We start from the raw sequence: 24,971 nt of genomic DNA, 5'->3' as shown, positions 1-24,971 counted from the left end.
TTCTTATCTTTGTTTTGCAAATATAAATTAATGGGCATTAAAACTCCTCAATTCCTCCTAAAAATCCACCGTTACCTCGATCAAATCCATATTCCCGTTTTAGGAATTTCTCTTTGGAAAATGTTCGAAATTTATGGTCAGGGAGTTTTTAAAATGCAGATCGGAAAAAGTGCAGCGAGTATTTCTTGGAGCTTCTTTTTGAGTCTATTTCCCTTTGTATTATTTCTTCTCTCTCTGCTGCCTTATTTGCCGCATTATGATAAGCTTCAATTTTATATTTTCGAAGTTCTTTTTCAAAATATTCTACCTGCCAATATTCAGCAAGATGTAAGCAGCTACATTCAAACTTTTATTTTGCCTAACATCCAGAACATTAGCAATCTAACGATTGTTTTTGCCATGGTTTTTGCCGTAAATGGAACGCATTCTTTGATTAATGGTTTTAATGAAAATACCAATTTGCAAAGAGGTTTGGTGAAAGAATATGTGGTCGCATTCTTTATCACAATCGCCTTTATTTTCCTCATCATCGCCTCTTTATTAGGTGTATATTACAGTGAAGTAGTTTTAAAACTTTTCACGCCACAAATTAACATCTCTTGGTTTGTGGACAATTTATCCAAGATTATTGGGTTTATTTCCTTTCCAATATTCTACTTTATTCTTTTAGCTCTTTTTTATTGGGTCGGTTGTTTGAAGATTACAACTTTTAAACAGGCATTTCCAGGTGCGATCTTAACTACCGTAATGTTTATTGTACTCACTTATTTCTTTGCGATTTATGTTAGAAATTTTGCGCGGTATAATGTCTTGTATGGTTCCATCGGTTCCATCATTTTGGTAATGATTTGGGTGAATATCAATATCATCCTAATTCTTTTAGGCAATGAATTAAATCTTGCCATTAAAAAAGTTCGTATGGATAAAATGATTGCTGATGAAATGCGCGCTGATTTCGAAAATTTTAATTCAGAAAATATACCAAGTATCTCTGAGCTGGAAGATTCCAATACGATTATTTTCAAGAAATAATTTTCAAAGATGAAATGTCTAAATGGAATGTAACGGGAATTATATTATAGTTGAAACGTGAATTGAAACGCAAAAATAAATCAAAAAAAAGTAGGCATAATCGCCTACTTTTTTAATTTGTACCAAGTAATTTTCTAAGTCCAAAATACGGTTGTTTTTCTAAGGCGCCTCTTCTGTAACCTTCTTCTTATCCACATACCGAAGTAGGGAATATCCACCAAAGCCTGAAATTACGGAGGCCACTAAAATAGCAAATTTAGCTTCGTCTTGAATTTCGGGGAATCCTTTGAAAGAGAGTAGGGCAATAAATATTGACATTGTGAATCCAATTCCGGCCAAAAGTCCCACTCCAGTCATTTGAGTCCAGGAACTTTGATCAGGCAAATTGCTAATTTTCAACTTGATAAAAACCCAAGAGAAAAGATTAATCCCAATGACTTTACCCAAAAATAAACCTAAAATAATTCCGTACCCGAAATCTGTAAAAAGTCCATCTACCATTCCTTCTTTAAAGGTAATATTGGTATTTGCAAGCGCAAAAATTGGCATAATTAAAAAATTCACTGGCAAGTGTAATTTTTGCTCTAGCTTTTCTAACGGAGAAATTTCTTTGCTGGAGAAATTTGTAGGGATGGTAAATGCTAATAACACTCCGGCAATGGTGGCGTGGATTCCAGAATGGTGCATAAAATACCAAAGGAATAATCCAGGTATGATATAGAATACATGCTTTTTCATCTTCAAGATATTAAACACAACAAGCAACGCGACCATAATCGCACTTAAACCTAAATAATTCCAATGAATTTGGTCTGTGTAAAAAATTGCGATTACCATAATTGCGCCTAAATCATCTACAATAGCCAGTGCTGCTAAGAATATTTTCAAAGAAAGCGGAACTTTTTTTCCTAACATTGAAATAATAGCCAGGGAAAATGCGATATCCGTCGCCATGGGGATTGCCCAACCATTTTCATAAGGCGTTCCACGATTAAAAAGATAAAAGATCAAACCCGGCACAATCATTCCACCCAAAGCTGCAACGATGGGAAGTGAGGCACTTTTGAAAGTTGAAAGCTCACCTTCCACAATTTCTCGCTTGATTTCTAATCCCACAAGCAGGAAGAAAATGGCCATCAAACCATCATTAATCCAAACGCTTAAGGAATAGTTAAGTGCGAACATTTCTGTTCCAATTTTTTGATCCAGAATATTTTGAAAAGAAGCTCCAAGAGAAGAATTGGCCACCATCAAGGAGATTGCAACGCAAACGATTAACAATATCCCCGAAGACTGCGAACTGTGGAGGAATTTTCTGAAGTAATTTGTAATCAGCATGAATTATATTTTAAGTTTTTACAGGCGTTTCACACGGGAAATGCCATTGATGTTTTTAAGTTGCTTGAAGGTTTCTTCCAGTTGGCTTTTGTTTCGTACTTCTAGATTAATGTTGCCGAGAAAAATACCATTGTTGGATTCTATAGACATGCTTTTCATGTCCATATTCATATTGTTACTAATCACGGCGGTAATATCGTTGATCATTCCCATTCTGTCTAGGCCTTCAATTTCAATTTTAATTCTATTTTTAAAGCTTTCTTCGTTCACCCATTTCGCTATGAGTACTCGATAATCATATTGTGCCCGAAGATTAATGGCGTTCGGACAAGCGTCATGATGCACTTTAATACCATCTGAAATGGTAATAAATCCAAACATTTTATCCCCGGGGATTACGGTGCAGCATTTGGCGAAAGAGTAATTCATCTTTTCTTCATCTTTCCCAAAGACAATCATATCCAGATTGGTTTCCGCAGCTTCAGTGTAAACATCGTTTTTACTCGGTGATTTCCGAAAACGCTGCATCAGATTGCTGAAGATTCCTTTTCCTTCTGTATATTTTTTAATGTCGCCTATATCTAAATTTCCGTTTTGAAAACTTAGAAATAATTCTTGTGAGGTTTTTAAGTTAAAAAACTTCTGCATTTTATTAATCTCTTCATCATTGAAATTAATTTTTGCGTGGCGCATTTTCCTTTGGAGAATTTCTTTTCCTTCTTCCGAAAGATGATTTTTTTCAGAATTTAAAATCGCCTTAATTTTGGATTTCGCTTTAGAAGTAATTACAAAATCCAGCCAGTCTGCTTTTGGTTTTTGATTTTGAGAAGATAAAATATCAATTTGATCTCCGTTTTGCAGTGCGTAAGAAATGGGAACCAATTTTCCGTTTACTTTTGCACCCAGACATTTCATTCCCAAATCTGAATGGACGGAAAAAGCAAAATCCAAGGCTGTAGAACCCGTTGGAAGAATTTTTATTTCACCTTTTGGGGTAAAGACAAAGACTTCTTTGGAATAAAGATTTAATTTGATATTATCTAAAAGTTCCGTAGTAGTCAAAGATTGTTGGTTTTCTAGAACCTCGCGAATTTCTGTAACCCAAGTTTCAAAATTTTTCTCGTCGGAATTTTGCCGAAAACCTTCTTTGTATTTATAATGAGCGGCCACGCCTTTTTCTGCAATATCATCCATTCTATCTGAGCGAATTTGCACTTCTATCCATTTTTTATCTGGACCTAAAACGGTAAGATGCAGACTTTCATAACCCGTAGAACGCGGTTGAGAAATCCAGTCGCGCATTCTTTGTGGATTACTGTGATAGAGGTCTGTAACGATCGAATATATTTTCCAGGCTAGAAATTTTTCATTTTTCGCATCTGATTTGTAGATGATTCGAATCGCGTAATTGTCAAAAACTTCATCAAAGGTAACGCCCTGTTTCAGCATTTTCCGATAGATGGAGGAAATTGCTTTTGCTCTTCCTTTAATGGTAAAGTTTAGATTTTCTTCATGCAACTGTTCAGAAACTTCTTTGGTGAATTCTTCCACATATTTTTCCCGATTTTCCTTCGCCAATTCTAACCGTTGGGAAATATCAATGTAAACTTCGGGATTATTAAATTTTAAAGAAAGATCTTCTAGCTCAGATTTAATGTTGTAGAGTCCGAGACGGTGAGCGAGGGGCGCATAAATGTAGACAGTTTCTGAGGCAATTTTTTTCTGCTTTTCTGGCGTCATACTTTCCAAAGTTCGCATGTTGTGAAGGCGGTCTGCAATTTTGATAAGTATCACACGAAAATCTTCGGAAAGAGTCAGGAGTAATTTTCGATAATTTTCTGATTGAATGGAGATATTCTGATGGTTCATTACCGAAATTTTGGTAAGCCCATTCACAATATCGGCTATCTTTTTACCAAATATTTTACTCAGATCTTCATAGGTGTAATCAGAATCTTCAATAACATCGTGAAGCAGTGCGCAAGCAATAGAAGTGGCACCCAAACCAACTTCATTCGCAACAATCTTTGCGACTTCAATGGGGTGATAAATGTAGGGTTCGCCCGTTTTTCTACGTTGGTCCTTATGGGCATCTAAAGAGATGTCGAACGCTTTTCGGATCAATTTATTTTGCTCCTCATCTAGCGACCGGTAAGTATTTGATATTAAATCTCTGTACCGTGCGAGTATCTCTTTATTTTCTTGTTCTAAATCGTATACCATCAAAAATCCCAATTAGTACACGAAAATAAGAAAAAAATAGCAGGTTTTTTTAGGAAAATTTAAAAACTACCGTTTACACTCCCACTTTTTGCACTTTGATTTCTGGTCTACAGAGCGAAATTAGAATTTCCCACCTAAAAAAAGTGCGTTTTAACCTAAAAAACAAACTTTAAAAATATTTATTCTTTACTTAAAAGCGGTTAATAGTGCATATTTTGTAAAAAACGTTGATTAGTTTTAAATTATATTTAAAAAAAATGTATAATGAGTAGGATAATATTTACTACTTTAGAGTAACCAAAAAATATACATAGGTATGAAAAAACTTTACTCAGGTGTAGGAATCATTGCCATGATTCTGATCTCCAATTCAGCATTGTCTCAACAGAGAATTAGTACGGAACAAGTGCAACCAATTTTAAACAAATTGGAGCTACTTGGAAAACAGAATCCAGCGGGAGCAGTTCCTTTGGATCAACTTTCTAGAGAAGAATTTGGGTTATTTAAAGCCTATAAAACGCAAGAAAGTAATACAAAAACTTATCCTTACGGTATAACGGAGGAAGATTTGAAAACTAAAGTTACTAAAGCAGAAGTACAGCCGATTCACGACAAAATTGCCCAATTGGGAGATTCTCCTCTCGCGTTTCCAGACCATCTATTCACGCAGAAAGAATTAAAACTTTTGAGAATTTATGAGTTGCAAAATTTAAAACAAGAAAAGCCAAGTAACAGTAAACTTTTTACTAAAGCTTTCGCCTTAAATGGTAGAGCTGCGACAAGACCTTTCGGCACGATGCCACTTGCACCTCCGAATACTTTAACAGCTACTGGAACAATTCCGCTACCTCGAGCAATTTATGCTGATGATATTGCGGGTAACGGTAAGTTATATGCTCTAGACAATGCGAGTAGAAATCTGGTAATGGTAAACAATACGGGAGTTGTTACAGATATTGGTAACGTAACTAATATTCCGGTTACCTCTACTTTGGCTGGGTTATCATGGAATAGTACAAACAATACGATGTACGCAATTGGAATTGCTTCTACAGGTGCAGAACTCTATACTATTAATTTAGCAACAGGTGTAGCAACTTTGGTCACAGCAATGACGGGAGTAGTGACACCAATATGGCTAGAAATTAATAATGCAGGAATGGCCTATACCATAGATATCACCACTGATAATCTATATTCTGTAAATTTAGCCACTGGAGTCTCAACACTAATTGGAGCTCTAGGAGTTAATTGTCAATTTGCACAAGAAGCAGACTTTAATAAAGATACTAATCAGCTGTATATGGCATCATATACAGGTGGTGGAGTTGGTGGAATTTATACCATCAATGTTGCGACTGGTGCTGCAACTTTAGTGGGTTCCACTACTCCAGATAATGCAGAATATACTATGTTTAGTATTGCTGATACGGTAGAACCGCCGATTATTTTAAATAAAGCGTTTGTTAAAAACTCCTACGGTATTTACCCTTTAGATTTTGGTACAATGCCTTTAACCCCTCCAAATACCATCACCCCTATTGCAACTTTAGCCGCGGGCATTTTCGCTGATGATTTGGCAGGAGACGGTACTCTCTACGGCTTAAACTTTACTAATACTCAATTGGTTAAGGTGTATTCTAATGGAACTTTTAGTGTTGTAGGTCCGCTCACTAACTTAGTGGCAGGTCAAAATCCTACTGGTTTGTCCTGGAACCGAGTGAATAATACCATGTATGCGACATCAACCAGTGCTACAAGTGGGACACTATACACTGTAAATCTTACAACGGGAGCACTTACAGTGGTAGGATCGACTGCGGGAATGTCTACCCCAATCTGGATAGAAATTGATAACAATGGATTGGCGTATAGCGCAGATATAACTACAGATAGATTATACGCTATTAACCTTACAACTGGAGCTGCTACGGACATTGGGCCACTGGGAGTCGATATCAGTTATGCACAAGATGCAGATTTCAACACTTCCAATAATATCTTATACATGGCTGGATTCGGGTTAGATTTAACCAGTAATCTTTACACGGTAAATACTGCAACAGGAGCTGCGACAGTTGTTGGATCAACCAATGGAAATGAAATTACAATGTTTACCATTGCAGATACAATTTCTAATGCACCACTTATTCCACCGTTAACTTGCGGAGATACCTTCTTGGATTCAGGTGGATCTGCTGCAAATTATGGAAATGATGAAGATAACGTAACGCATTTTGCACCAACAGTAGTAGGACAAGGTGTTAAAATTACTTTTACACAGGTAGAAATTGAAACTTCAACAACTGCTGGAACTACTGGTGGATGTTGGGATTACTTATCTATTTATAATGGCCCTGCAATTACATCGCCAGTTTTAGCAGCTTCAAAATGTGGAGAAACAGGTTTTCCACCTTCCGTCGCTAGTAGTTTACTATCCGTTGGTGATTCCTTCACTTCTACAGATCCTTCAGGGCAATTAACAGTAAGATTCCGCTCGGATGATATTGTTACCAAAGCAGGATGGTCTGCGACAGTATCTTGCGCAGTTTTGGCAGTAGATAACGTAAACGCTAGTAAGTTTAGTTACTATCCAAACCCAACTTCAGGAATACTAAACATCACCGCTTCTGGTAAAATAGAAAACGTAGAAGTTTATAATATGGTAGGTCAAAAAGTGATGACCCTTTCTCCAAAAACTGATCGCTCAGAAATTAATATGTCCTCTTTACCAAAAGGAGTTTATTTGGTAAAAGCTTTAGTAAATGGCAACGTGGTTACTAATAAAGTAATTAAACAATAAAAAATCGTTCAATTAAATTTTCTTAGCAATGAAAGAACCCTTCATATTTGAAGGGTTCTTATTTTTTCTGTTATTTAGGATTGGTCTAATAGAATACAGAAATGCGTGCAATTGGAAGGCGAATTAATTTATCGTAAATTTTCACTGTATTACTTTTTGGACTTTAGCCTTTTCCAAATGAAACTTCGGAGGACATTCCAACTGCTGAAGATCTGTGTCTAATTTCAGGACTGGAGTAAACGGCTGCTTTTGCTCGTATGGAAGCCAACTTCTTTAAGAATGCCAAGGATTTAGCATTTTTAAATTTCACATTTTCAAAATAATTTTGATGGACTACATGATTATTTTGAAAAATTTTAGAAATTTTCTCCTGCTCTTCTTCGGTTTTTACCTTCACACTGATGACTAAACTGTCATCTTCTAACTGGGTTTTATCATTAAAAAATGAACGCCAGATGGAGGTTTTAACTTCTTTTGAGATTGGTCTTTTATGCAGGTACATTATGTAATTAGAATCGTGGAATCCTGCATTTTCGATGTCTTTAGAAATATCCGCAGACTGATTTTGGCTACGAAACAAGCCAGTAATAATTGAAGCCATTTTTATTCGTTTTTATAAATTTCCTCCACAAAGTTTACTAAAATTTTATGAAATTTCCAAATTTTTGGGTGTTTTTTAACGTATAATGAAACGTTTTGTTAAAATCTTTAAAGTAAATAAAAAGCTATAAAAATTATATTTCGTTATATTTGAAATTAAAATATTCGATGTTTAGACTTATCGCATTTATCTTACTCTCTTCCCAAATTTTATTTGCCCAAAATGTGGCACAAAAATTAGGGGACGCTACAAAATCACTCTTGGCAACTGCACCTGCATACGCAGCCAACTTATCCATGTACGTTTCTGATGAAAGTGGTAATTTTATTTATGCATTAAATGGAAATCAAGGTCTTTCTACGGCATCTACGCAAAAGATCTTTACTGCCGCGGCAGCTCTAGAAACCTTGGGTAAAAATTATCAATATACTACTGCTGTTCACTCATCAGGATCTATTTCTGCAGGAGTTTTAAATGGAAATTTATATGTGAAAAGTAATGGTGACCCAACCTTGGGAAGTTGGCGCTATGACGGATATAAACCTGATCAATTCAAGCAAAAGTTAATCGCAGCTTTAAAATCTAAAAATATTACAAAAATTTCTGGCGATTTAATCATTGACGATTCTTATTTCGATTTTCAAACCACGCCGGGAGGTTGGCCTTGGAATGACATGGGCAATTATTATGGTGCTGGAGTTTGGGGCTTAAACTGGCGAGAAAATCAGTTTGATATCAATATGAATGGTAAAGAAATGAAAAGTTTAAATATTGATTTGCCTGGAGTAAATTGGGTGAACAATGTAAAAACAGGCGGAAATTCTGATCAAAGCCTCATTTACACCGCACCCTATTCCGAGGTTGCATACATTTCTGGAACGCTACCTAACAAAAGTCTCACGGTATCTGGTGCAACTCCTAATCCACCGCTCACATTTGGTACAGAAGTGAAAAGTTGGATAAAAGAATCTGGTATTGATTTTCAAGGTAAAATACAAACGTATTCGATGATAGAAATTAAAGGGCAAAAAATTTCAGGTCCATCTGCCAACAATTTGATGTTGGAATATAAATCCCCCACTTTGGATAAAATCATATTTTGGTTTATGAGAAAAAGTGTGAATTTTTATGGAGAAACTTTAATTAAAACTCTTGGAAAAGAAAAGAAAAACGAAGGCAGTTTTGAGGCGGGAATTTCTTATTTAAAAGAATTTTGGCAAACAAAAGGGATCAATTCTGCCATGATCAACTTCGCAGATGGAAGTGGACTTTCTCCTCAGAATTATGTTTCTGCAAGGGCAGAAGTTCAATCTTTAGTTTGGAGTAAAAAACAACCTTGGTTTAATGAATTTTACGAGGGTTTTCCCACACAAGGAAATGGGATGAAACTAAAAAGTGGCACCATGAAAGATACCAAATCTTTTGCAGGATACCACACTGCGAAAGATGGTAAAAAGTATGCAGTAGCCATTATTATAAACAACTATCAAGGTGGAAATGTGAGTGAAGCCCTGTATAAAGTTTTAAATGTGCTGAAATAATTTCTGTAATTTACACCGATGAAACGCAGATCCTTCCTCTCCAAAATTAATAATTTGGTAATTTACATTTTACTCACCCTAGCTGTATCTGGAGTGGTGGTTGCTTCTATTGTTTTGATCGATTATTTAAGGAAAGAAGAAATCAAAAGAATTGAGCTTTTCGCGACTGCGCTGAAATATCAACAAGAGGAGATTATTGAAGATCCAATTATTCTGGATTTACTGCTACAGATTAGTAAAACCAATAATACGATTCCCGTAATTGTAACTGATAAATACAAGAAACCAATCGGCCTGCAAAAAAATATTCCCGATGATGTGTTGAATGATGACAAAAAAATGCTTGCGTTGCTTCGGAAAATGGAAAGTTCTTATAAACCTATAGAACTGCAAATGCCAGAGGGAAATAATCAATATGTTTTCTACACCAATTCTGATTTACTTAATAATTTGCGCTATTCTCCCTATATCTTAGGATCATTAATTCTGGCGTATATTTTCTTTTCATTTTGGTTTCTGCGGACCATTAAAAAAACTGATGAAGGTTATGTGTGGGCAGGCTTAGCGAAAGAAACTGCGCATCAGATTGGGACACCGCTTTCTTCAATGATTGGCTGGATTGAGATTCTTCGCATGGAAAACGAGAATAGTGAAGGCGTAAAAGAAATTGAGAATGACATTAATCGACTGAAAACAATTTCGGAACGTTTTTCTAAAATTGGGTCGGTACCAGAGCTGAATGATTTAAATATTAATGAAACTTTACAGCAAAACTTCGATTATTTAAAGTCGCGAATTTCTAAAAAAGTCATCTTCCGATTAATTCAGCCTTCAGAACAAATTTTAGTTCCGCATAACAGAATTCTGGTGAGCTGGGTCATGGAAAACATTGTTAAAAACGCGGTGGATGCTATGAAAGGAGAAGGACGGTTAGAAGTAGAGTTGTATGAAAAAAATAAATTTACCATCATTGATTTTAAAGATACGGGTGCTGGATTAACAAATTATCAGGCGAGAAATGCATTCAAACCTGGATATTCTACCAAAAAAAGAGGATGGGGATTAGGCCTTTCATTAGCAAAACGTGTGATTAAAGAATACCACAACGGTGACATTAAAATTGCACAGACAGATGTGGGTAAAGGCAGTACTTTCCGAATCATGATGAAAAATTCTTAAGGAATTTTAAAATTTTGTAAAACTGTTATTGGGGTCAAATACAGTGCGATTTTTTTAGCGGTTCTGCAAATATTAGGTAAAATTTAGTACGAATAAAACTAAAGCCAAAACCCCTTAAAAATTATGTTCACTTATTTTATTGCTCGTTTTAACCTTTTGCAATGTTCAACTTATTCATTTTCTAAAAGATAAAGTCACAGACAAAATATCGAGCTAAGTTGGTCAAAAGGCAATGAATAGTAGCACAACGGAAGCGATTACGATCAATATTGCGGATTGTAGCAAGATCCAAAGATATCAGAAACTTCTTACTGGACATGGCGATTTCCTCCGAAAAGATTTGAGTTTTTTACAAACCTCGTGGTTACAAGGAAATGATAGTGAAAACCTTCTTTCCAGAAACTTTAGCTAAAATCTCATATACTCCTTCTGATAACTTGGCGGGTCCCGCAAATACGGGAAATCAAAGAGTACTGATTTCGATGTTTTAAATTGCAGATAGCTTTTTTTAGATAAAAAAATGCCGCTTACCTTTAAGCGGCATTCTACTTAGGTCCAAAAGAAGGGTTTGATTATCGAACTTTTTTATAGATGAGGTAGTAATTTTCATCTAGCGTAACTGGATTTGCATCTTTTAATTGCGCAGTTTCCCAATTTTCACGTGGCGAAATTTCCTGATTTCCATTAACTCGAATGGGTAATTTTAAATCATCAACGCCATTTGTATAACGGTATTTCAATAAATTTCCAGTTTGAGAATATTCAAATATTGGAATCGCTGTATTTCTTAGATATTGATTAAAAACACTCGATAAATCAATCCCGGATTTCTGAGAAATATAATCTTCCACTTGTTTTGAGGTTACGGTTTGATGGTAGAAATCTTTATTCAATCCTCTTAAAATTTCCCGAAATTTCTCATCATCATTAATAATTTGACGAATGGTGTGAATCATATTCCCGCCTTTGTTGTACATATCACCGCTGCCTTCATTTCTTACTCCATATTGCCCGATGATTGGCGCATCATTTCTAATACTTTTTCTAATCCCAATGATATATTGTTCTGCCGCATTTTTATTCATGAAGTTTTCTGTGAAAAGCGTTTCGGAATAATTGGTAAAACTTTCGTGAATCCACAAATCCGCCTGATCTTTCGCTGTAATATTGTTCGCAAACCATTCATGTCCGCTTTCATGAACAAGAATAAAATCCCAGTTTAAACCAACACCCGTTCCGGATAAATCTCGTCCTAAATAGCCATTTTCAAAGTTGTTTCCATACGCAACGGAACTCTGATGCTCCATTCCTAAGTACGGACTCTCTACCAATTTAAAAGAATCTTCGTAAAAAGGGTAAGGACCAAACCAATACTCGAAAGCTTTCATCATGGGTTTAACCTGAGTAAATTGTTTTTTTGCTTTTTCTAGATTATAATCCAAAACCCAATAATCTAAATCTAAAGTTCCTTTTTCTCCTGCATACGTTTCTTTGTAGTTAACGTATTTCCCCACGTTAGGAATAATGGAGTAGGCGTTGATGGGATTGGTGACTTCCCAGGTAAAAGTATTTTTATTATTTTCAGTTGTTTTCGCAATCAATCTTCCGTTTCCTACACCCACCATATCTTTTGGGGTGATTATTTTCATGATGATTCCATTATCGGGTTCATCACTCCACAAATCTTTTGTCGGCAACCAAACAGAAGTTCCAATTCCTTCTTGAGCCGCAGAAATCCAGGGGTTTCCTTTTTTATCTTTTGTAAAAACCCAACCACCATCCCACGGCGCATTTTTCGCAATAGTAGGATTACCAAAATATTGGATCGTAAATGAATGCGTTTCTCCTTTCTTATAATTTTTTTTGGTCTCTATAAATATGAAATCACCTTCTCTTTTAGAGGAACATAATTTTTCATCAGAATCGATGATTTTATAATTCATCGGTTGCTGCAAATCAATTTGGAAGACAGGATTGGAAATGTCAGCCGTTATTTCAAAAGTAATTTTATTGGTTCCATTTATTGATTTCTTCTCGAAATCAGGTTCTACGGTGATTTCATACTTCTTTACATCCCAAAAATTTCTAAACTTTGTGTTAGATCCTTTTAAGGAATCTTCTTTCGAGAAGTTTTGGGCAGAAATAAAACCAGATAAAAGTACAAACAGAAAAAATACGTTTTTCATAATTGGGAGAATAAGGTGAGCAAATATAATTATAAATTATGGTAAGATCATTTCTGATTCTTCAGAGACTCCCCTTCATCTCATCAAAATTCTGTATTTTTGAAAAAATATTTTTTAATGAAAATCAGAACGCTCCTCGCTATTTTATCCTTCACGCTATTCGTTTCTTGTAGTAAGGATAAAGAAATTTTAAATAGCCTTAATGACTACAATATTTCTATGGAATCCAAAGGGTACCATTTCGGTGATCCATTGAATTTACCCAAAGAAGTAGTAGAAAATGCAGAAAGTATCACGATAAGTTTTGGTGATAAGGAAACAAATAGTCTAACTGTAGATCCTAATTTCTTTACGCTAGGAGATAACGCAGTTACCTTTGTCATTAAGAAAAAAGGCGGAGAAATTTTAAATCAAGATGCCACCATCAATGTTTTTGCGAAGAATCCGGAAGCCAAATTAAGCTACGAAATCGTTAAAGAATATCCACATGACCCCAATAATTTTGTGCAGGGATTTGAGCTGGAAGGAAACACCATTTATGAATCAGACGGTCAAACTGGGGAATCCCGCATTATAAAATATACTTTAGGTTCTACCACACCTCTTGCAGAAACGCTACAAGCGGGAGACATTTTTTCAGAAGGTTGCACCATTATCGGCGATAAAATTTATCAGTTGACGTGGCAAAATAAGAAAGGATTCATCTATAACAAGAGCGACTTAAGTTTGATCACTGAGTTCGTCTATCCAAATGTAATTGGGGAAGGTTGGGGTTTAACCAATGATCAAAAAAACTTAATTCTTTCTGACGGAACTAAAAATATTTACTTTTTGGACATCAACAATCCGTCAAAAATCGTAAGGTATATCTCTGTAGCAGGAAATACGGAAGCCTATGATCAGTTGAATGAGCTAGAATACCATAAGGGTTTTATCTATGCTAATGTTTGGCAAAAACCAATTATTGTAAAAATCAATCCAGCAAATGGCGAAGTGGTGGGGAAATTTGACTTCGCAGAAATCGCTAAAAAACATACAACCGGCAATGATGATGTTTTGAATGGTATCGCATTTAAAGGGGAGAATATGTTAATTACGGGAAAAAATTGGCCTACTATTTATGAAGTGATGATAAAATAAAAATTAGGATTACGAACGGTATGAAATTTTTTCAAATCTTATTTGTGCTGCTATTTTGTTCAGTTTCTGCGCAAAGAAATTTGCCATTTGATTCCTTGCAATTAAATGATACGAAAGATTTTTTCGCAGATGATTACGGAAATATTTACGTGTACAAAAGCAAAGATTTTAGTTTCACAAAATTAGATTCTCTAGGAAAGCAGATCGGTACTCTCATGCTAACGTTGCCCTTTAAAGTGCAGTCTGTTCAAAATTTACTTAATATTCCCTCCTTTTCAGAAAATGCACAAGAAGTAAAATATTTTGATCAGAATTTAGCGGAAATACAGACTGTAAATTTTCGGCAGAAATTCGGATTTGTGAAAAGGGTATATGCAGAAGATTTGCAGCAGATTTGGCTTTTAGAAGAAAGCACAAAAAGGCTTATTCAGTTCAAATTTCGGGAGGATCAAATTCTTAATTCTTATCCGTACGATATGGATTTTGAAAAAATTTTAGATTTCATTGTTTTTGAAAATAAACTTTTTGTCCTTTCCAATGATGATTTTAAAGTGTATGATTTTCAAGCCAATAACCTTTTTCAATCTCCAATCTCGGAGGGAAAAAGACTTCGCCGCGAAAATGGAAAAATTTTCATCATCGGAAAAAACACCATCCATAAATTTGAAAACACTGAAATTTCTCTCATTTTTAAAGATGAAAATTTAGAAATTGTGGATAAAAACTCTAATTCTTATTTTGGTATCAAGGCCAACAAACTTTATCTTTACCAACCCTAAATCAGAGCGGGAAGTACCCGAAAATTTTCGTTTATTACTTTTTTTGGGACTAGTTCTCACAATCATTAACCTTAAGTAAATCAAGACATGCACATTGCCGTAACAGGAAATATTGGAGCCGGAAAAACTACCTTAACCACCATGCTATCTAAACATTACAGTTGGGATGCTCAGTTTGAAGATGTAGATCATAATCCTTATTTGGAGGATTTTTACGGAGATATGAGCAAGTGGAGTTTTGCGCTTCAAATTTATTTTTTGGGGAGCAGATTTCGGCAGGTTAAAGAGATTAGAGAAGGCGGAAAAAACATTATTCAGGATCGTACTATTTATGAAGATGCGCACATTTTCGCAGAAAACTTAAATGACATGCAATTGCTTACCGATAGAGATTTCGCGAATTACACGGCGGTATTTGAGCTGATGAAGAGCTTTGTTTCGGCACCGGATTTGCTCATCTATTTAAAATCCGACGTTCCCAATTTGGTAAAGAAAATTTACAAACGCGGGCGGGAGTATGAAGCTACAATCAGCATAGAATATCTCTCTAAACTCAATCAGAAATATGAAAAATGGATTTCTGAGTACAAAGAAGGCAAACTTCTCATTATCGAAGTTGATGACCTAGATTTCGTAGAAAGACCTGAAGATTTTGGGTTAATTCTAGAACGTATTGAAACGGAATTGCACGGACTTTTTTAGCATTTATATTTATAATACTGAAAGTTTACGATGCACAGAAACATTTTAATTTTTTAATTCAGTTCGTCATGGTAAAAATTCTTTTTAATAATGCATGCTCCAAGTCCAGAGCGATTTTGGAACATTTAGATGAAAACAACGTACAGTTTGAAATTATAGATTTTATAGTAAATCCGCTGTCTGAAATTGAACTGAAAACAGTACTCAAGAAATTGGGTAGATCTGCTGAAGAATTGATCCGAAAAGGGGATCAGCTCTTTAAAGAAAAATTTGCAAATCAGACGTTATCAGAAGAAGGATGGTTAAAAGTCCTGCTAGAAAATCCCTCTCTGATTGAAAGACCTATATTAATCAAAGGACCAATTGCAATGATCGGCAGACCCATAGAAAATGTTAAATTTTTTATTGAAAATTAGTTAAAGCAGAGACTGAAAAGCTTCCTTAACGGAATTATATTTAAAATCAAATCCTAGAGATTTTATTTTTTTATTAGAGGCTCTTGTTCCTGTTAAAAGAATGGTACTCATCTCGCCAAAAATACTTTTCATTACAAATTCTGGGACCGCAAGTGGCAAGAAAAACTTTCCTTTCACTTTTGAAAGGGTTTTCATGAATGTTTTATTGTTTGGTACTTCATCAGCCAATGCATTAAAACTACCATTCACTTTTTCGTTTTCAATGGCGAAAATATACATGTCAACCATATCGTCAATATGAATCCAATTCATCCATTGTTCACCAGATCCAATTGCAGATCCAATATTGAGGTCGGTAATTTGCTTTAATTGTGGAAAAGCACCACCTTCTTTTGCTAAAACCAGTGAAGTCCTTAAACAAACAACTCGGTCTGCAACCACGGAAAATTGCTCAGCAGCTGCCTCCCATTTTTGAGATAAATGAGCTAAAAAATCTTCATGTTGAATTCCAGAATTTTCATCCAGAATCTGATCAGAGGTAAACGTTCCGTAATAATTAATACCAGAAGCAGATACAAATGCTTTTAAATGCAGCTCCTTTTTCTGGCAATATTCCAAGAGTAAATTGGCAGTCTCTATTCTGCTCTCCGTCATTTCTACCTTATAATCCTCCGTCCATCTTTGGCTCACGGACGCCCCGGCAAGATGAATGATGGCATCTAAATTTTCAAATGCACGATCATCAATAAATCGATCTTTGATATTCCAATAAAATTCTTGAAGTTCTGAACTTTTACTTCGGGATAAAATTCTTACTTCATGATTTTTTTCTTTTAATTTTTCAACCAAATGTTGACCAATTAAACCGCTTCCGCCCGTAATTAAAATATTCATAGATTATCGTAAAAGTTATTTGAATTTATTTAGTTTCTAAGTTTAAAGCATCATTACCCCTTCAATTTTCCCTACTTCCTTATAGATGGAAATAACTTGCGCTGCGTCTAGAACAAAAGCACTAATATTTAAAGAAATATATTTTCCCTGTTTGCTTTCCTTTGTGGACAAAGTAAATTTGATTCCATCGAATACGCGATAGATTTCGGTATGCTTGGTGTGTTCATTATTCACTATAAATTTGAATAAATAATCTTGCGGAAAATCATGTACGGCCTCTAACTTCTCTTGTAGGGAGGAGTAAAAATCTTCTTCATTTCTATTTTCTTCGCTGTCGATGATATTTAACATGTAACACTAATTTTTAAGGTAAGAATTTCCTAATGATTAAGTCTAAAACTATTATTTAAACTCGCTTAAAGAATTTAAAAGCGTTGCTGAATTTTGTTTTTCGTGGTTTTGAATAATATTAAATAAACCATTCACCATCTGCTCAGAGGCAAAGTTACTAATTCCTGTTGTTGCAGAAAGATTATTATTTTGCCCGCCAAAAATTGATCCTAATAAATTACTTCCCGCAAGTGCAGAATTTAAACTTTTTATAATGCCAAATTCATTCAGTTTAGCATCAACTTTGGGTGCGATGGCCAACATTAATTGCTGAGAAGTTTTTTCTTTTAAAATCTGTGTTGCAGCACCGCTTCCACCTTGTATAATTCTTGCAGCGTCTGCGGCCGTTAAACTATTAACAGCATTCGTAAGGATTGGTCTCGAAATATCTACCGTGAAGGTTGCTGCTTGAGCAATATATTCTTTTTCCTTCGCTACCAAATTTCCTAATCCAATTTTTTGCAGCGTATTATTCACTTCTCGAAGTTGAGAAGGCATAGCGGCTTCAATCAGTTGATTGCTCAAAAAGCTGTCTTTGTTACTGAAAATTCCTAAACCTTTTGTAATTCCGCCAAGTAAAACTTGTTTTAGTACCGCTAATCCTACACTTGATGTCGCAATTGCGAGACAAGATTGTGCTCCTGTTCCTAATGTAGCAATAGCCATTGTTGCTACTAAAATTGTATTTTTTTGCATGATGTTTTATTTAATGAAATGTCAAGTCTCAAATATCAAGCCATAATTAGAGTGTTTTGTTTAGCAATTTGCTGTGGTAAAAAGCAGAACAAATGCGTTTCTCTACATTTGGACTTTAGGAGAAATTTGTTCAAAGTCAAAAAGAAAAAAATTTGCTTAAAATGTTGTAAAAAAATGGATAAAACTATAAATCATTTTTTCGACTTTAAAGTGAAAAATACTTGACAATTCCTTATGATTTAATGGTAAAGGAATCAGTTTTCAAATCATGCTTTAATTAAATCTAAAGTAAATATAAAAGATAAAATTTTTAAGAGTTAAATAAGTAAGAAACAAAGTGATAGGGTGCGTTTTATGTCTCGTTTTTGGTTTTTTACTCGGGTTATAATTGTTAAGTTTGTATTAAATTTAAAAAGTTCTGTAATGAGAGACAAATTCATCAGGTGGGGAATTGTTATTGTAGTTGTAGTTTGGGCACTTTCGCTGCTCACAAAATCCTATTACTGGATTCCAATTTTGCTCACCGCAATTTATGCATTAGGGATTTACAATTGTTTTCAAACCAAACATGCCATTCTACGTAATTTTCCTGTTTTAGGTTATTTCCGATATTTTTTCGAAGGAATTTCTCCAGAAATGCAGCAGTATTTTATTGAACGTGAAACAGACGGAAAACCATTTCCCCGGAATCAGCGTTCTGCCGTGTACAGACGTGCAAAAAATTTAAGTGATACGGTACCTTTTGGGACACAGCTGGAAATTAATACCCGCAAATATGAAGGTATTAAACACTCCATCTATGCAAAATCTCCCGCAGAAGAATTGCCTAGAGTTTGGATTGGAGGCGAACAATGTACCCAAAAATACGACGCTTCTTTGTTTAATATTTCCGCAATGAGTTTTGGATCTTTAAGTGATCGTGCTCAAATGTCTTTGAACAGAGGCGCAAAAAAAGGCGGATTTTTCCACAATACTGGAGAAGGTGGAATTTCTCCTTATCATTTAGAGGGTGGGGATCTGTGTTGGCAAATTGGAACTGGATATTTCGGCTGTAGAGATGAAGACGGTCAGTTCTCGCCAGAAATTTTTAAGAAAAATGTCGCGCTACCAACTGTGAAATTAATCGAGATAAAAATTTCACAAGGGGCAAAACCAGGCCATGGGGGAGTTTTGCCTGGTGCAAAAAATACCTTAGAAATTGCTGCGATTCGTCACGTAAGACCCGGAATTACCATCATTTCTCCGCCTTCTCATTCTACCTTTTCAGATGCTCAGGGATTATTGAAATTTGTGCAGCAATTGCGAGAATTGTCAGACGGTAAACCAGTAGGATTTAAGTTATGCATTGGCGATACTAAAGAGTTTGAAGATATTTGTGTGCAAATGAATGTAATGAAGATTTACCCTGATTTTATTACCGTTGATGGCGCAGAAGGAGGAACAGGAGCGGCACCACCAGAATTTTCAGATGGAGTAGGAATGCCTTTGGAACCTGCCTTAATTTTTGTGAATAGAACCTTAAACAACTTTAATCTTCGAGACAAAACGAAAATTATAGCCAGTGGAAAAGTTTTAACTTCATTGGATATTCTTCGCGCAATTTCCATGGGTGCAGATATGTGTAATAATGCAAGAGGCTTTATGTTCGCTTTAGGATGTATTCAGGCTCTAAGATGTAATACCAACAATTGCCCGACTGGAGTTGCAACTCAGGATAAAATGCTCATTAAAGGTCTTGATGTTACCGATAAAAGTGAGCGAGTATATCACTTCCACAAAAACACACTTCACACCTGTAACGAACTAATTGGTGCAGCTGGTCGAACTTCTTACGATGAAGTTGATGCCACCATGTTCATGCGGGGCGATGAATTTGAACAACTTTCTGATATCTATTTCCCAGATATTTTAGGGAATGTAAAAGAAAACGCCATGAAATATTAAATTTCAGCTTCAATAAAAATTAAAGCCCCCTTATAATTTGCTTATTTTGGGGCTTTTTCAATTGGTGTAGGTGCTCTCTCATCTTTTAGTTCTTCGAGATAACTATTTTTCAAAGAATCGTAAAGGGAATGTTTACTGACCATAAGAGAGATAATGGAGGAAACCATTCCGGCAAGCATCAAATGAAAAATGAGTGAATGTCTGTCTGTCATTTCCAAAACAATAATTGCAGAGGTAAAAGGTGCTCGGGTAATACCAGTAAGAAATGCAACCATGCCCGCTAGGATGATCACATTGGTTTCTTGTGGATCTAAGTGAATAACTCCAGATAGTACAGAGCCAATACTGGCTCCTGCAGACAAAGCCGGCGCAAAAATCCCGCCTGCTCCACCAGATGTAAAAGCCAAAGCAGGTCCCAACATTCTAAATAATGGCACATACCAAGCTTCATGTTTATCGGCGGTGAAAAGAGTTCGCTCCATAATCTCTTTCCCGGAACCTAAGATTTCTCTATTTACAAAGTAGGCGAGAGACGCGATAACCAAGGCAGAAATTACCAGAAAAATTATATTGGATCGGTCTGTTTTTAATCTTTTTTTCCATTTATTGACTTTGAGCATTACAACTGATAGTTGACTTCCTAAAATACCCGCAACCGCAGACACGAAGATCACCGGAAACATAAGCATTAAAGAAACGTCATGCGTTTTTGGATAACCTAAATAGAGATAAGATCCTGCTAAAGTTTGCGATGTAAGTCCCGCAATAATCACGGCCGTGAACAAAGCTGTTTTAAAGTAATTGATGTGTGTTTTTGACAATTCTTCTACCGCAAAAACAATTCCGCCCAGCGGTGTGTTAAAAGCTGCTGCAAGACCCGCTGCAGCACCAGTCATAATCATATTCTTCTTTGAGATTTTTGGCCACCAATGCGGAAGATACTCGTTTACTTTCCGAAAAACAGAGCCGGCAATTTGAATGGTTGGACCTTCTCTACCCACGGCACCACCACCAATTACCAAAGCTAAACTGGATAAAATTTTGAAGACGATAATTTTTAAACTTAACAGATGTCGGATTTTATGATGATCTTTTGGATTTGCCAATTCTACAGCCGCCATCACTTGTGGAATTCCACTTCCTTTTGCATAAGGTGCAAAGGTTTTTACAAGCCACCAAGATAATACGAAACCCGTTGGGGCAATAATGAAAATAAGCCACGCATGCCAATCAAAAATGAGGTTCATGAGATTTTCTCCCCACGTAAAAAGCTGAGCGTATATCACCGCAAAAAAACCCGTAATCAGTGAGGCAATCCAAAAAGGAATCGCTTGTAAAAGATTGTTTTTCAAACGTTCATTACGCAGATTGTCAAAGGCTTTTTTGAGACTTCTTTTAAAGTAGAAGAAAATTCTTACCATTAAACAAATTTATTCTTGAAGGGTGAAATAACCGTTCAGGAAATTTAAGAAAAAAAAATCCGATAAATAATTTTATCGGATTTTAAATATTTTAAAAGATCTTAAGCTTCTTCAGCTGGAGTTTCTTCTACTTTTTTAGGAGCTGGAGCTGGCTTTGGAGCCACTTCTACTGGAGCATCAGAAATAACTTCAAACTCATACTCATGTTCCACATTTCTGTGTAATCTGATGTTAGCAGTTACTTTACCAGTTCTTTTGATTGTGTTTCCAGGGATTTTGATGTATTTTTTATCTACAGAAACTCCTGCTTTAGACAATTCTTCAGAAAGGTTAGCATTATTGATAGATCCAAATAATTTGTCACCTGAACCAACTTTTGTTGCAATGGTAATATTTGTTTTTTTCAATTTTTCTACAATTGCAGTAGCTGCTGCAATTAATTTTGCTTCTTCTTCTTTTCTTGATTCCAAAGTTGCTTCTAGAGCTGCTTTGTTTTTTGGAGTAGCCAATAAAGCTAAACCTTTAGGCAGCAAGAAATTTCTTGCATAACCTGGCTTTACATTGATGGTGTCGAACTCTAGTCCTAAGTTTTCAACGTCTTGTTTTAAGATAATATCCATTGTTGTTGTCCGTTTTTAATCTTAGAGCAGGAATTAATTAAATTTCTCTGACTCTAAAAATCGTTAGAATTAATTTTATTCAGCAACTATTTTAGCGAAATGCATGCGGCACCAAGCTTATTGCTTAACGCATTTTTATTTATAAAGATCCGTTACGTAAGGCATCATTGCAAGGTGTCTTGATCTTTTGATGGCCGCAGAAACTTTTCTTTGGTATTTTAAAGAAGTACCGGTGTATCTTCTTGGTAAAATTTTACCTTGTTCGTTTACAAACTGAGAAAGGAATTTTTCATCCTTGTAATCTACATGCTTGATTCCGTATTTTTTGAATCTACAGTATTTTTTGTCTGTTTTTGTATTGATGTCTAGGGGAGTAAGAAATTTTACTTCCGATTCACCTCCTGCAGAGGCTTGTTTAGCCATATCATCTATTGCCATGTCTTTTCTTTTTTTGTGAGGTTAAAATTAAACTTTCGCAGTTTTTACTTTTGTTCTTCTAGTAACTGCATAATCCATAGCATGCTTGTCTAGTTTTGTAGTAAGGTAACGGATTACTCTTTCGTCACGCTTGTAAGCCAATTCTAAATCTGCCACTACAGTACCTTCCGCTTTGAATTCGATCAAAGTGTAGAATCCATTCTTTTTTAATTGAATAGGATACGCTAATTTTTTTAGTCCCCAATTTTCTTTGGCAACGATTTCGCAATTGTTAGATTTCAATAAATCTTCAAACTTTTTTACTGCTTCCTCCACCTGTGCGTCAGATAGAACGGGAGTTAAAATGAAAACAGTTTCGTAATTGTTCATAAATGTTAATTAAATTGTTAATTATTTCGAGGTGCAAAAATAAGTTTTATTTTCCAAAGTACCAATATTTCAGTGTAATAAATAATAAAAGGCTACGTTGCTCCAGACCTTTCTTAATAATTTAACGATTCTATTCCACCGTGTGTTGATCAAGGCAAAAAACCTTATTTGTCCTTAAACGAATTACGTCGATGGTTGTGTGGGGAACAAGGGCAGAAATGGCATTTTCAGAAACTTTTTAGACAATCTGAGAATTTCCAAAAAACGGATTTTTCAAAAAGGGGTCGAAAAGAAAAATATTTCTACTCATGCGTGGGTAGATCGTTATATCGCTTATGATTTTTTTAGAAGACAAAATCTTTCATTCTAGAGAATGCTAATTCTTCCTCATTCATCCACGTAAGAAAAGACTCCAATTTGTCTTCCATTTTTTTACCAGCATTGTATTTTCTGTAGAAGGGAATCCCAAATAAATACTTTTCAAAATCAGTGAATTGCCAAGAATCTAAATAGATGAGTACGAAATCTTCTTTCTTAATGGTTTCTAGCACCATATTTTTGTACAGTTGTGTAGGCAACATTTGGAAAACAAAATCATTATATGGAAGTTGAGAATATGGTGAAATACTTTCTGGAATCAAATTCATTCCACTTTCCACTTTAATTTCTGTGCCTCTTTTTAGCCGCTTTAGGGGAAATAGAATATCTGCGTTTTCAATGTTAGAGATGTAGCTGAATTCTAACTTTTTCAGCTCCGCAACCGGAATTACAAGTTCTTTCTGCCTAATTCCTCGAATTCTTTTCTCAATTAAAAGCTCGACTTCATTTTTTGCGGCCTCAATATCAGTCCAACTGGAGTTTTCATTATAGAAAGAAATTTCGTGTCCTTTTTCCACTATTTTTTTAACCACGTTTTGCAATTTTGAAACGAGGGAGATTTCTAAGAAAAATGTTGCAAGAATTTGATGTTGTTCCAGTGTACGCAGGATAGCCAAAGTGTTTTTCTCTGTGATCAGCTGAATTTCTTCTTCCTTTAATTGATAGTTTCCTCTAAAATTACTTTTGCTATTAAGAATGTTGAAAGTCAGTAAGATCATAGGTAATTATTTAGCAGCTAATTTCACTTTAAGATTTTTGAGCATATCTTTCGTTAAATCAGAAATATCAAAATCATACGTGAGATTCCAATCTTTTTTTGCGATAGAATCATCTATGGAAGACGGCCACGAATCTGCAATTTCTTGACGGAAATCAGTTTTATAATCAATGGTAAAATCAGGCATCTCTTTCTGAATTTCTGCGGCTAACTGTTTTGGGGTAAAAGAAAGTCCACCCAAATTGTAAGCGGAATGCACGCTCAGATTTTCTTTTGGTGCGTCCATTAATTTTAATGTCGCGTTGATCGCATCATCCATATAAAGCATTGGCATCGCGGTATTTTCTGAAATAAAGCTGGTGTATTTGCCTTCAGTTACGGCCTCATAAAAAATTTCTACCGCATAATCAGTGGTTCCACCACCGGCGGGAGTTTTCCAAGAAATTAAACCAGGATATCTGATGCTCCGCACATCTACACCGTATTTGTCAAAATAATATTCGCACCACTTTTCTCCAGCCATTTTAGAAATTCCATAAACCGTTGTCGGATTCAGAACTACATCCTGACCTACATTTTCCTTCGGAATTCCTTTCCCAAAAACTGCAATGGAACTGGGCCAAAATATTTTACTGATTAAACCTTCTTTTGCCATTTCACAAAGGTTAATCAAAGGCTCCAAGTTAAGCTTCCACGCAAAAAGTGGTTGTTTTTCCGAGGTTCCGGAAAGAAGGGAGGCTAAGTGATATACAGTGGTAATTTCATAATCTTTAATAACTTGACGCATTAGCTGCGTATTAGAAACATCCATTCTCTCATAAAATCCTGCGGAAGTCAAGCTTTTGTCCCATCGGTCTAAGCCAGAGGCAACTACATTTTCTGCACCGTGCAGTGCCACTAATTTATTGGTGAGTTCGGTACCGATTTGTCCAAGAGCACCTGTGATAAGAATTTTTTCCGTTTGGGATTCCATGTTTAAATTTTAGAATTTTACAAATTTAGAAAAATAGGAGTTGAAAAGAAAGTACTATTTATTAAATAATTTTTTGATTGTCGTCTTAAAAGACCAGACCTTCTATTCGCGCTATTTTTCCAGAACGCTTTTGGCTGGTGAAAAAATGAACTTAATTAAAGTTGCCTTGCAGATCATCTAACAATCGGAA

At 35.4% G+C, this 24,971-nt stretch carries 23 protein-coding genes; 10 read left to right on the top strand and 13 right to left on the bottom strand.

Going from position 1 to position 24,971, the window contains the following annotated elements:
• The first annotated feature begins 30 nt into the window (after window positions 1–30).
• Complete coding sequence (locus tag RCH13_RS03185; RefSeq protein ID WP_326985762.1) at window positions 31–1,032, top strand: YihY/virulence factor BrkB family protein; 1,002 nt, start codon at window positions 31–33, stop codon at window positions 1,030–1,032.
• Window positions 1,033–1,191: 159 nt separating this feature from the next.
• Here the strand turns inward: RCH13_RS03185 and nhaA are convergent, their stop codons facing one another.
• Window positions 1,192–2,370, bottom strand: coding sequence for a Na+/H+ antiporter NhaA (gene nhaA / locus RCH13_RS03180; protein ID WP_326985761.1), 1,179 nt, complete (start codon window positions 2,368–2,370; stop codon window positions 1,192–1,194).
• A gap of 18 nt (window positions 2,371–2,388) precedes the next feature.
• Complete coding sequence (locus RCH13_RS03175) at window positions 2,389–4,593, bottom strand: RelA/SpoT family protein (protein ID WP_326985760.1); 2,205 nt, start codon at window positions 4,591–4,593, stop codon at window positions 2,389–2,391.
• 316 nt (window positions 4,594–4,909) lie between these two features.
• On the opposite strand from RCH13_RS03175, the gene RCH13_RS03170 reads away from it, so the two are divergent.
• On the top strand, window positions 4,910–7,396 hold the full coding sequence (locus tag RCH13_RS03170; RefSeq protein WP_326985759.1) for a T9SS type A sorting domain-containing protein: 2,487 nt from the start codon (window positions 4,910–4,912) through the stop codon (window positions 7,394–7,396).
• A 163-nt stretch (window positions 7,397–7,559) separates the two neighbouring features.
• On the opposite strand, the gene RCH13_RS03165 is transcribed toward RCH13_RS03170, so the two are convergent.
• Window positions 7,560–7,997 carry a hypothetical protein gene (locus RCH13_RS03165; protein WP_326985758.1) on the bottom strand — a complete coding sequence of 146 codons (438 nt, stop codon included), beginning with the start codon at window positions 7,995–7,997 and terminating at the stop codon, window positions 7,560–7,562.
• A gap of 167 nt (window positions 7,998–8,164) precedes the next feature.
• On the opposite strand from RCH13_RS03165, the gene dacB reads away from it, so the two are divergent.
• The 3 genes from dacB to RCH13_RS03150 all read left to right on the top strand — a co-directional run bounded on the left by dacB (window position 8,165) and on the right by RCH13_RS03150 (window position 11,129).
• Window positions 8,165–9,538, top strand: a complete 1,374-nt coding sequence (dacB, locus tag RCH13_RS03160; protein WP_326985757.1) for a D-alanyl-D-alanine carboxypeptidase/D-alanyl-D-alanine endopeptidase — start codon at window positions 8,165–8,167, stop codon at window positions 9,536–9,538.
• Window positions 9,539–9,556: 18 nt separating this feature from the next.
• Window positions 9,557–10,717, top strand: coding sequence for a sensor histidine kinase (locus tag RCH13_RS03155; protein ID WP_326985756.1), 1,161 nt, complete (start codon window positions 9,557–9,559; stop codon window positions 10,715–10,717).
• A 232-nt stretch (window positions 10,718–10,949) separates the two neighbouring features.
• Complete coding sequence (locus RCH13_RS03150) at window positions 10,950–11,129, top strand: hypothetical protein (RefSeq protein WP_326985755.1); 180 nt, start codon at window positions 10,950–10,952, stop codon at window positions 11,127–11,129.
• Window positions 11,130–11,289: 160 nt separating this feature from the next.
• Here the strand turns inward: RCH13_RS03150 and RCH13_RS03145 are convergent, their stop codons facing one another.
• Window positions 11,290–12,903 (bottom strand): M1 family metallopeptidase, encoded by a 1,614-nt coding sequence (locus tag RCH13_RS03145; protein WP_326985754.1) that lies wholly within the window; start codon window positions 12,901–12,903, stop codon window positions 11,290–11,292.
• 117 nt (window positions 12,904–13,020) lie between these two features.
• Here RCH13_RS03145 and RCH13_RS03140 point away from each other — a divergent pair, with 117 nt between their 5' ends.
• The 4 genes from RCH13_RS03140 (at window position 13,021) to RCH13_RS03125 (ending at window position 15,940) form a co-directional block, all read left to right on the top strand.
• Entirely contained in the window at window positions 13,021–14,043 is a 1,023-nt protein-coding gene (locus RCH13_RS03140; protein WP_326985753.1) for a glutaminyl-peptide cyclotransferase, read from the top strand.
• 44 nt (window positions 14,044–14,087) lie between these two features.
• Window positions 14,088–14,822, top strand: coding sequence for a hypothetical protein (locus RCH13_RS03135; RefSeq protein WP_326985752.1), 735 nt, complete (start codon window positions 14,088–14,090; stop codon window positions 14,820–14,822).
• 87 nt (window positions 14,823–14,909) lie between these two features.
• Entirely contained in the window at window positions 14,910–15,524 is a 615-nt protein-coding gene (locus tag RCH13_RS03130; RefSeq protein ID WP_326985751.1) for a deoxynucleoside kinase, read from the top strand.
• Window positions 15,525–15,592: 68 nt separating this feature from the next.
• A complete protein-coding gene (locus RCH13_RS03125; RefSeq protein WP_326985750.1) occupies window positions 15,593–15,940 on the top strand; it encodes an ArsC/Spx/MgsR family protein in 348 nt (115 codons plus the stop codon).
• On the opposite strand, the gene RCH13_RS03120 is transcribed toward RCH13_RS03125, so the two are convergent.
• Genes RCH13_RS03120 through RCH13_RS03110 form a run of 3 tightly spaced genes read right to left on the bottom strand, consistent with a single transcriptional unit; the run spans window position 15,941 to window position 17,920 of the window.
• A complete protein-coding gene (locus tag RCH13_RS03120) occupies window positions 15,941–16,834 on the bottom strand; it encodes a TIGR01777 family oxidoreductase (RefSeq protein WP_326985749.1) in 894 nt (297 codons plus the stop codon).
• A gap of 42 nt (window positions 16,835–16,876) precedes the next feature.
• Window positions 16,877–17,185: a DUF493 domain-containing protein gene (locus tag RCH13_RS03115; RefSeq protein ID WP_326985748.1), complete on the bottom strand. Its 309-nt coding sequence runs from the start codon at window positions 17,183–17,185 to the stop codon at window positions 16,877–16,879.
• A gap of 51 nt (window positions 17,186–17,236) precedes the next feature.
• The gene (locus RCH13_RS03110) at window positions 17,237–17,920 is read right to left on the bottom strand and encodes a DUF4197 family protein (protein ID WP_326985747.1); all 684 of its coding nucleotides are present in this window, start codon (window positions 17,918–17,920) and stop codon (window positions 17,237–17,239) included.
• Window positions 17,921–18,343: 423 nt separating this feature from the next.
• Between RCH13_RS03110 and RCH13_RS03105 the strand changes: the two genes are divergently transcribed.
• Entirely contained in the window at window positions 18,344–19,864 is a 1,521-nt protein-coding gene (locus RCH13_RS03105; RefSeq protein ID WP_326985746.1) for an FMN-binding glutamate synthase family protein, read from the top strand.
• A 41-nt stretch (window positions 19,865–19,905) separates the two neighbouring features.
• Here the strand turns inward: RCH13_RS03105 and RCH13_RS03100 are convergent, their stop codons facing one another.
• The 6 genes from RCH13_RS03100 to RCH13_RS03075 form a co-directional block, all read right to left on the bottom strand.
• The gene (locus RCH13_RS03100; RefSeq protein WP_326985745.1) at window positions 19,906–21,285 is read right to left on the bottom strand and encodes a chloride channel protein; all 1,380 of its coding nucleotides are present in this window, start codon (window positions 21,283–21,285) and stop codon (window positions 19,906–19,908) included.
• A gap of 101 nt (window positions 21,286–21,386) precedes the next feature.
• A complete protein-coding gene (gene rplI, locus RCH13_RS03095; RefSeq protein WP_326985744.1) occupies window positions 21,387–21,905 on the bottom strand; it encodes a 50S ribosomal protein L9 in 519 nt (172 codons plus the stop codon).
• 135 nt (window positions 21,906–22,040) lie between these two features.
• Window positions 22,041–22,343, bottom strand: coding sequence for a 30S ribosomal protein S18 (gene rpsR / locus RCH13_RS03090; RefSeq protein ID WP_326985743.1), 303 nt, complete (start codon window positions 22,341–22,343; stop codon window positions 22,041–22,043).
• A gap of 27 nt (window positions 22,344–22,370) precedes the next feature.
• Window positions 22,371–22,712, bottom strand: a complete 342-nt coding sequence (gene rpsF / locus RCH13_RS03085; RefSeq protein ID WP_326985742.1) for a 30S ribosomal protein S6 — start codon at window positions 22,710–22,712, stop codon at window positions 22,371–22,373.
• Window positions 22,713–23,056: 344 nt separating this feature from the next.
• A complete protein-coding gene (locus RCH13_RS03080; RefSeq protein WP_326985741.1) occupies window positions 23,057–23,809 on the bottom strand; it encodes a polysaccharide deacetylase family protein in 753 nt (250 codons plus the stop codon).
• A gap of 6 nt (window positions 23,810–23,815) precedes the next feature.
• Entirely contained in the window at window positions 23,816–24,781 is a 966-nt protein-coding gene (locus tag RCH13_RS03075) for an NAD-dependent epimerase/dehydratase family protein (protein WP_326985740.1), read from the bottom strand.
• Window positions 24,782–24,971: the final 190 nt, after the last annotated feature.

The sequence above is a fragment of the Chryseobacterium sp. MP_3.2 genome (assembly GCF_035984805.1).
Taxonomy (GTDB): Bacteria; Bacteroidota; Bacteroidia; order Flavobacteriales; family Weeksellaceae; genus Kaistella.
Note: the sequence above shows the minus strand (reverse complement) of the source record. Positions and strands in the feature narration are given on the sequence as shown.

Excerpts from the sequence above, each read along its gene's own strand:
- RCH13_RS03185 (WP_326985762.1), top strand. The coding sequence starts at position 31 with ATGGGCATTAAAACTCCTCAATTCCTCCTAAAAATCCACCGTTACCTC.
- nhaA (WP_326985761.1), bottom strand. The coding sequence starts at position 2,370 with ATGCTGATTACAAATTACTTCAGAAAATTCCTCCACAGTTCGCAGTCT.
- RCH13_RS03175 (WP_326985760.1), bottom strand. The coding sequence starts at position 4,593 with ATGGTATACGATTTAGAACAAGAAAATAAAGAGATACTCGCACGGTAC.
- RCH13_RS03170 (WP_326985759.1), top strand. The coding sequence starts at position 4,910 with ATGAAAAAACTTTACTCAGGTGTAGGAATCATTGCCATGATTCTGATC.
- RCH13_RS03165 (WP_326985758.1), bottom strand. The coding sequence starts at position 7,997 with ATGGCTTCAATTATTACTGGCTTGTTTCGTAGCCAAAATCAGTCTGCG.
- dacB (WP_326985757.1), top strand. The coding sequence starts at position 8,165 with ATGTTTAGACTTATCGCATTTATCTTACTCTCTTCCCAAATTTTATTT.
- RCH13_RS03155 (WP_326985756.1), top strand. The coding sequence starts at position 9,557 with ATGAAACGCAGATCCTTCCTCTCCAAAATTAATAATTTGGTAATTTAC.
- RCH13_RS03150 (WP_326985755.1), top strand. The coding sequence starts at position 10,950 with ATGAATAGTAGCACAACGGAAGCGATTACGATCAATATTGCGGATTGT.
- RCH13_RS03145 (WP_326985754.1), bottom strand. The coding sequence starts at position 12,903 with ATGAAAAACGTATTTTTTCTGTTTGTACTTTTATCTGGTTTTATTTCT.
- RCH13_RS03140 (WP_326985753.1), top strand. The coding sequence starts at position 13,021 with ATGAAAATCAGAACGCTCCTCGCTATTTTATCCTTCACGCTATTCGTT.
- RCH13_RS03130 (WP_326985751.1), top strand. The coding sequence starts at position 14,910 with ATGCACATTGCCGTAACAGGAAATATTGGAGCCGGAAAAACTACCTTA.
- RCH13_RS03125 (WP_326985750.1), top strand. The coding sequence starts at position 15,593 with ATGGTAAAAATTCTTTTTAATAATGCATGCTCCAAGTCCAGAGCGATT.
- RCH13_RS03120 (WP_326985749.1), bottom strand. The coding sequence starts at position 16,834 with ATGAATATTTTAATTACGGGCGGAAGCGGTTTAATTGGTCAACATTTG.
- RCH13_RS03115 (WP_326985748.1), bottom strand. The coding sequence starts at position 17,185 with ATGTTAAATATCATCGACAGCGAAGAAAATAGAAATGAAGAAGATTTT.
- RCH13_RS03110 (WP_326985747.1), bottom strand. The coding sequence starts at position 17,920 with ATGCAAAAAAATACAATTTTAGTAGCAACAATGGCTATTGCTACATTA.
- RCH13_RS03105 (WP_326985746.1), top strand. The coding sequence starts at position 18,344 with ATGAGAGACAAATTCATCAGGTGGGGAATTGTTATTGTAGTTGTAGTT.
- RCH13_RS03100 (WP_326985745.1), bottom strand. The coding sequence starts at position 21,285 with ATGGTAAGAATTTTCTTCTACTTTAAAAGAAGTCTCAAAAAAGCCTTT.
- rplI (WP_326985744.1), bottom strand. The coding sequence starts at position 21,905 with ATGGATATTATCTTAAAACAAGACGTTGAAAACTTAGGACTAGAGTTC.
- rpsR (WP_326985743.1), bottom strand. The coding sequence starts at position 22,343 with ATGGCAATAGATGATATGGCTAAACAAGCCTCTGCAGGAGGTGAATCG.
- rpsF (WP_326985742.1), bottom strand. The coding sequence starts at position 22,712 with ATGAACAATTACGAAACTGTTTTCATTTTAACTCCCGTTCTATCTGAC.
- RCH13_RS03080 (WP_326985741.1), bottom strand. The coding sequence starts at position 23,809 with ATGATCTTACTGACTTTCAACATTCTTAATAGCAAAAGTAATTTTAGA.
- RCH13_RS03075 (WP_326985740.1), bottom strand. The coding sequence starts at position 24,781 with ATGGAATCCCAAACGGAAAAAATTCTTATCACAGGTGCTCTTGGACAA.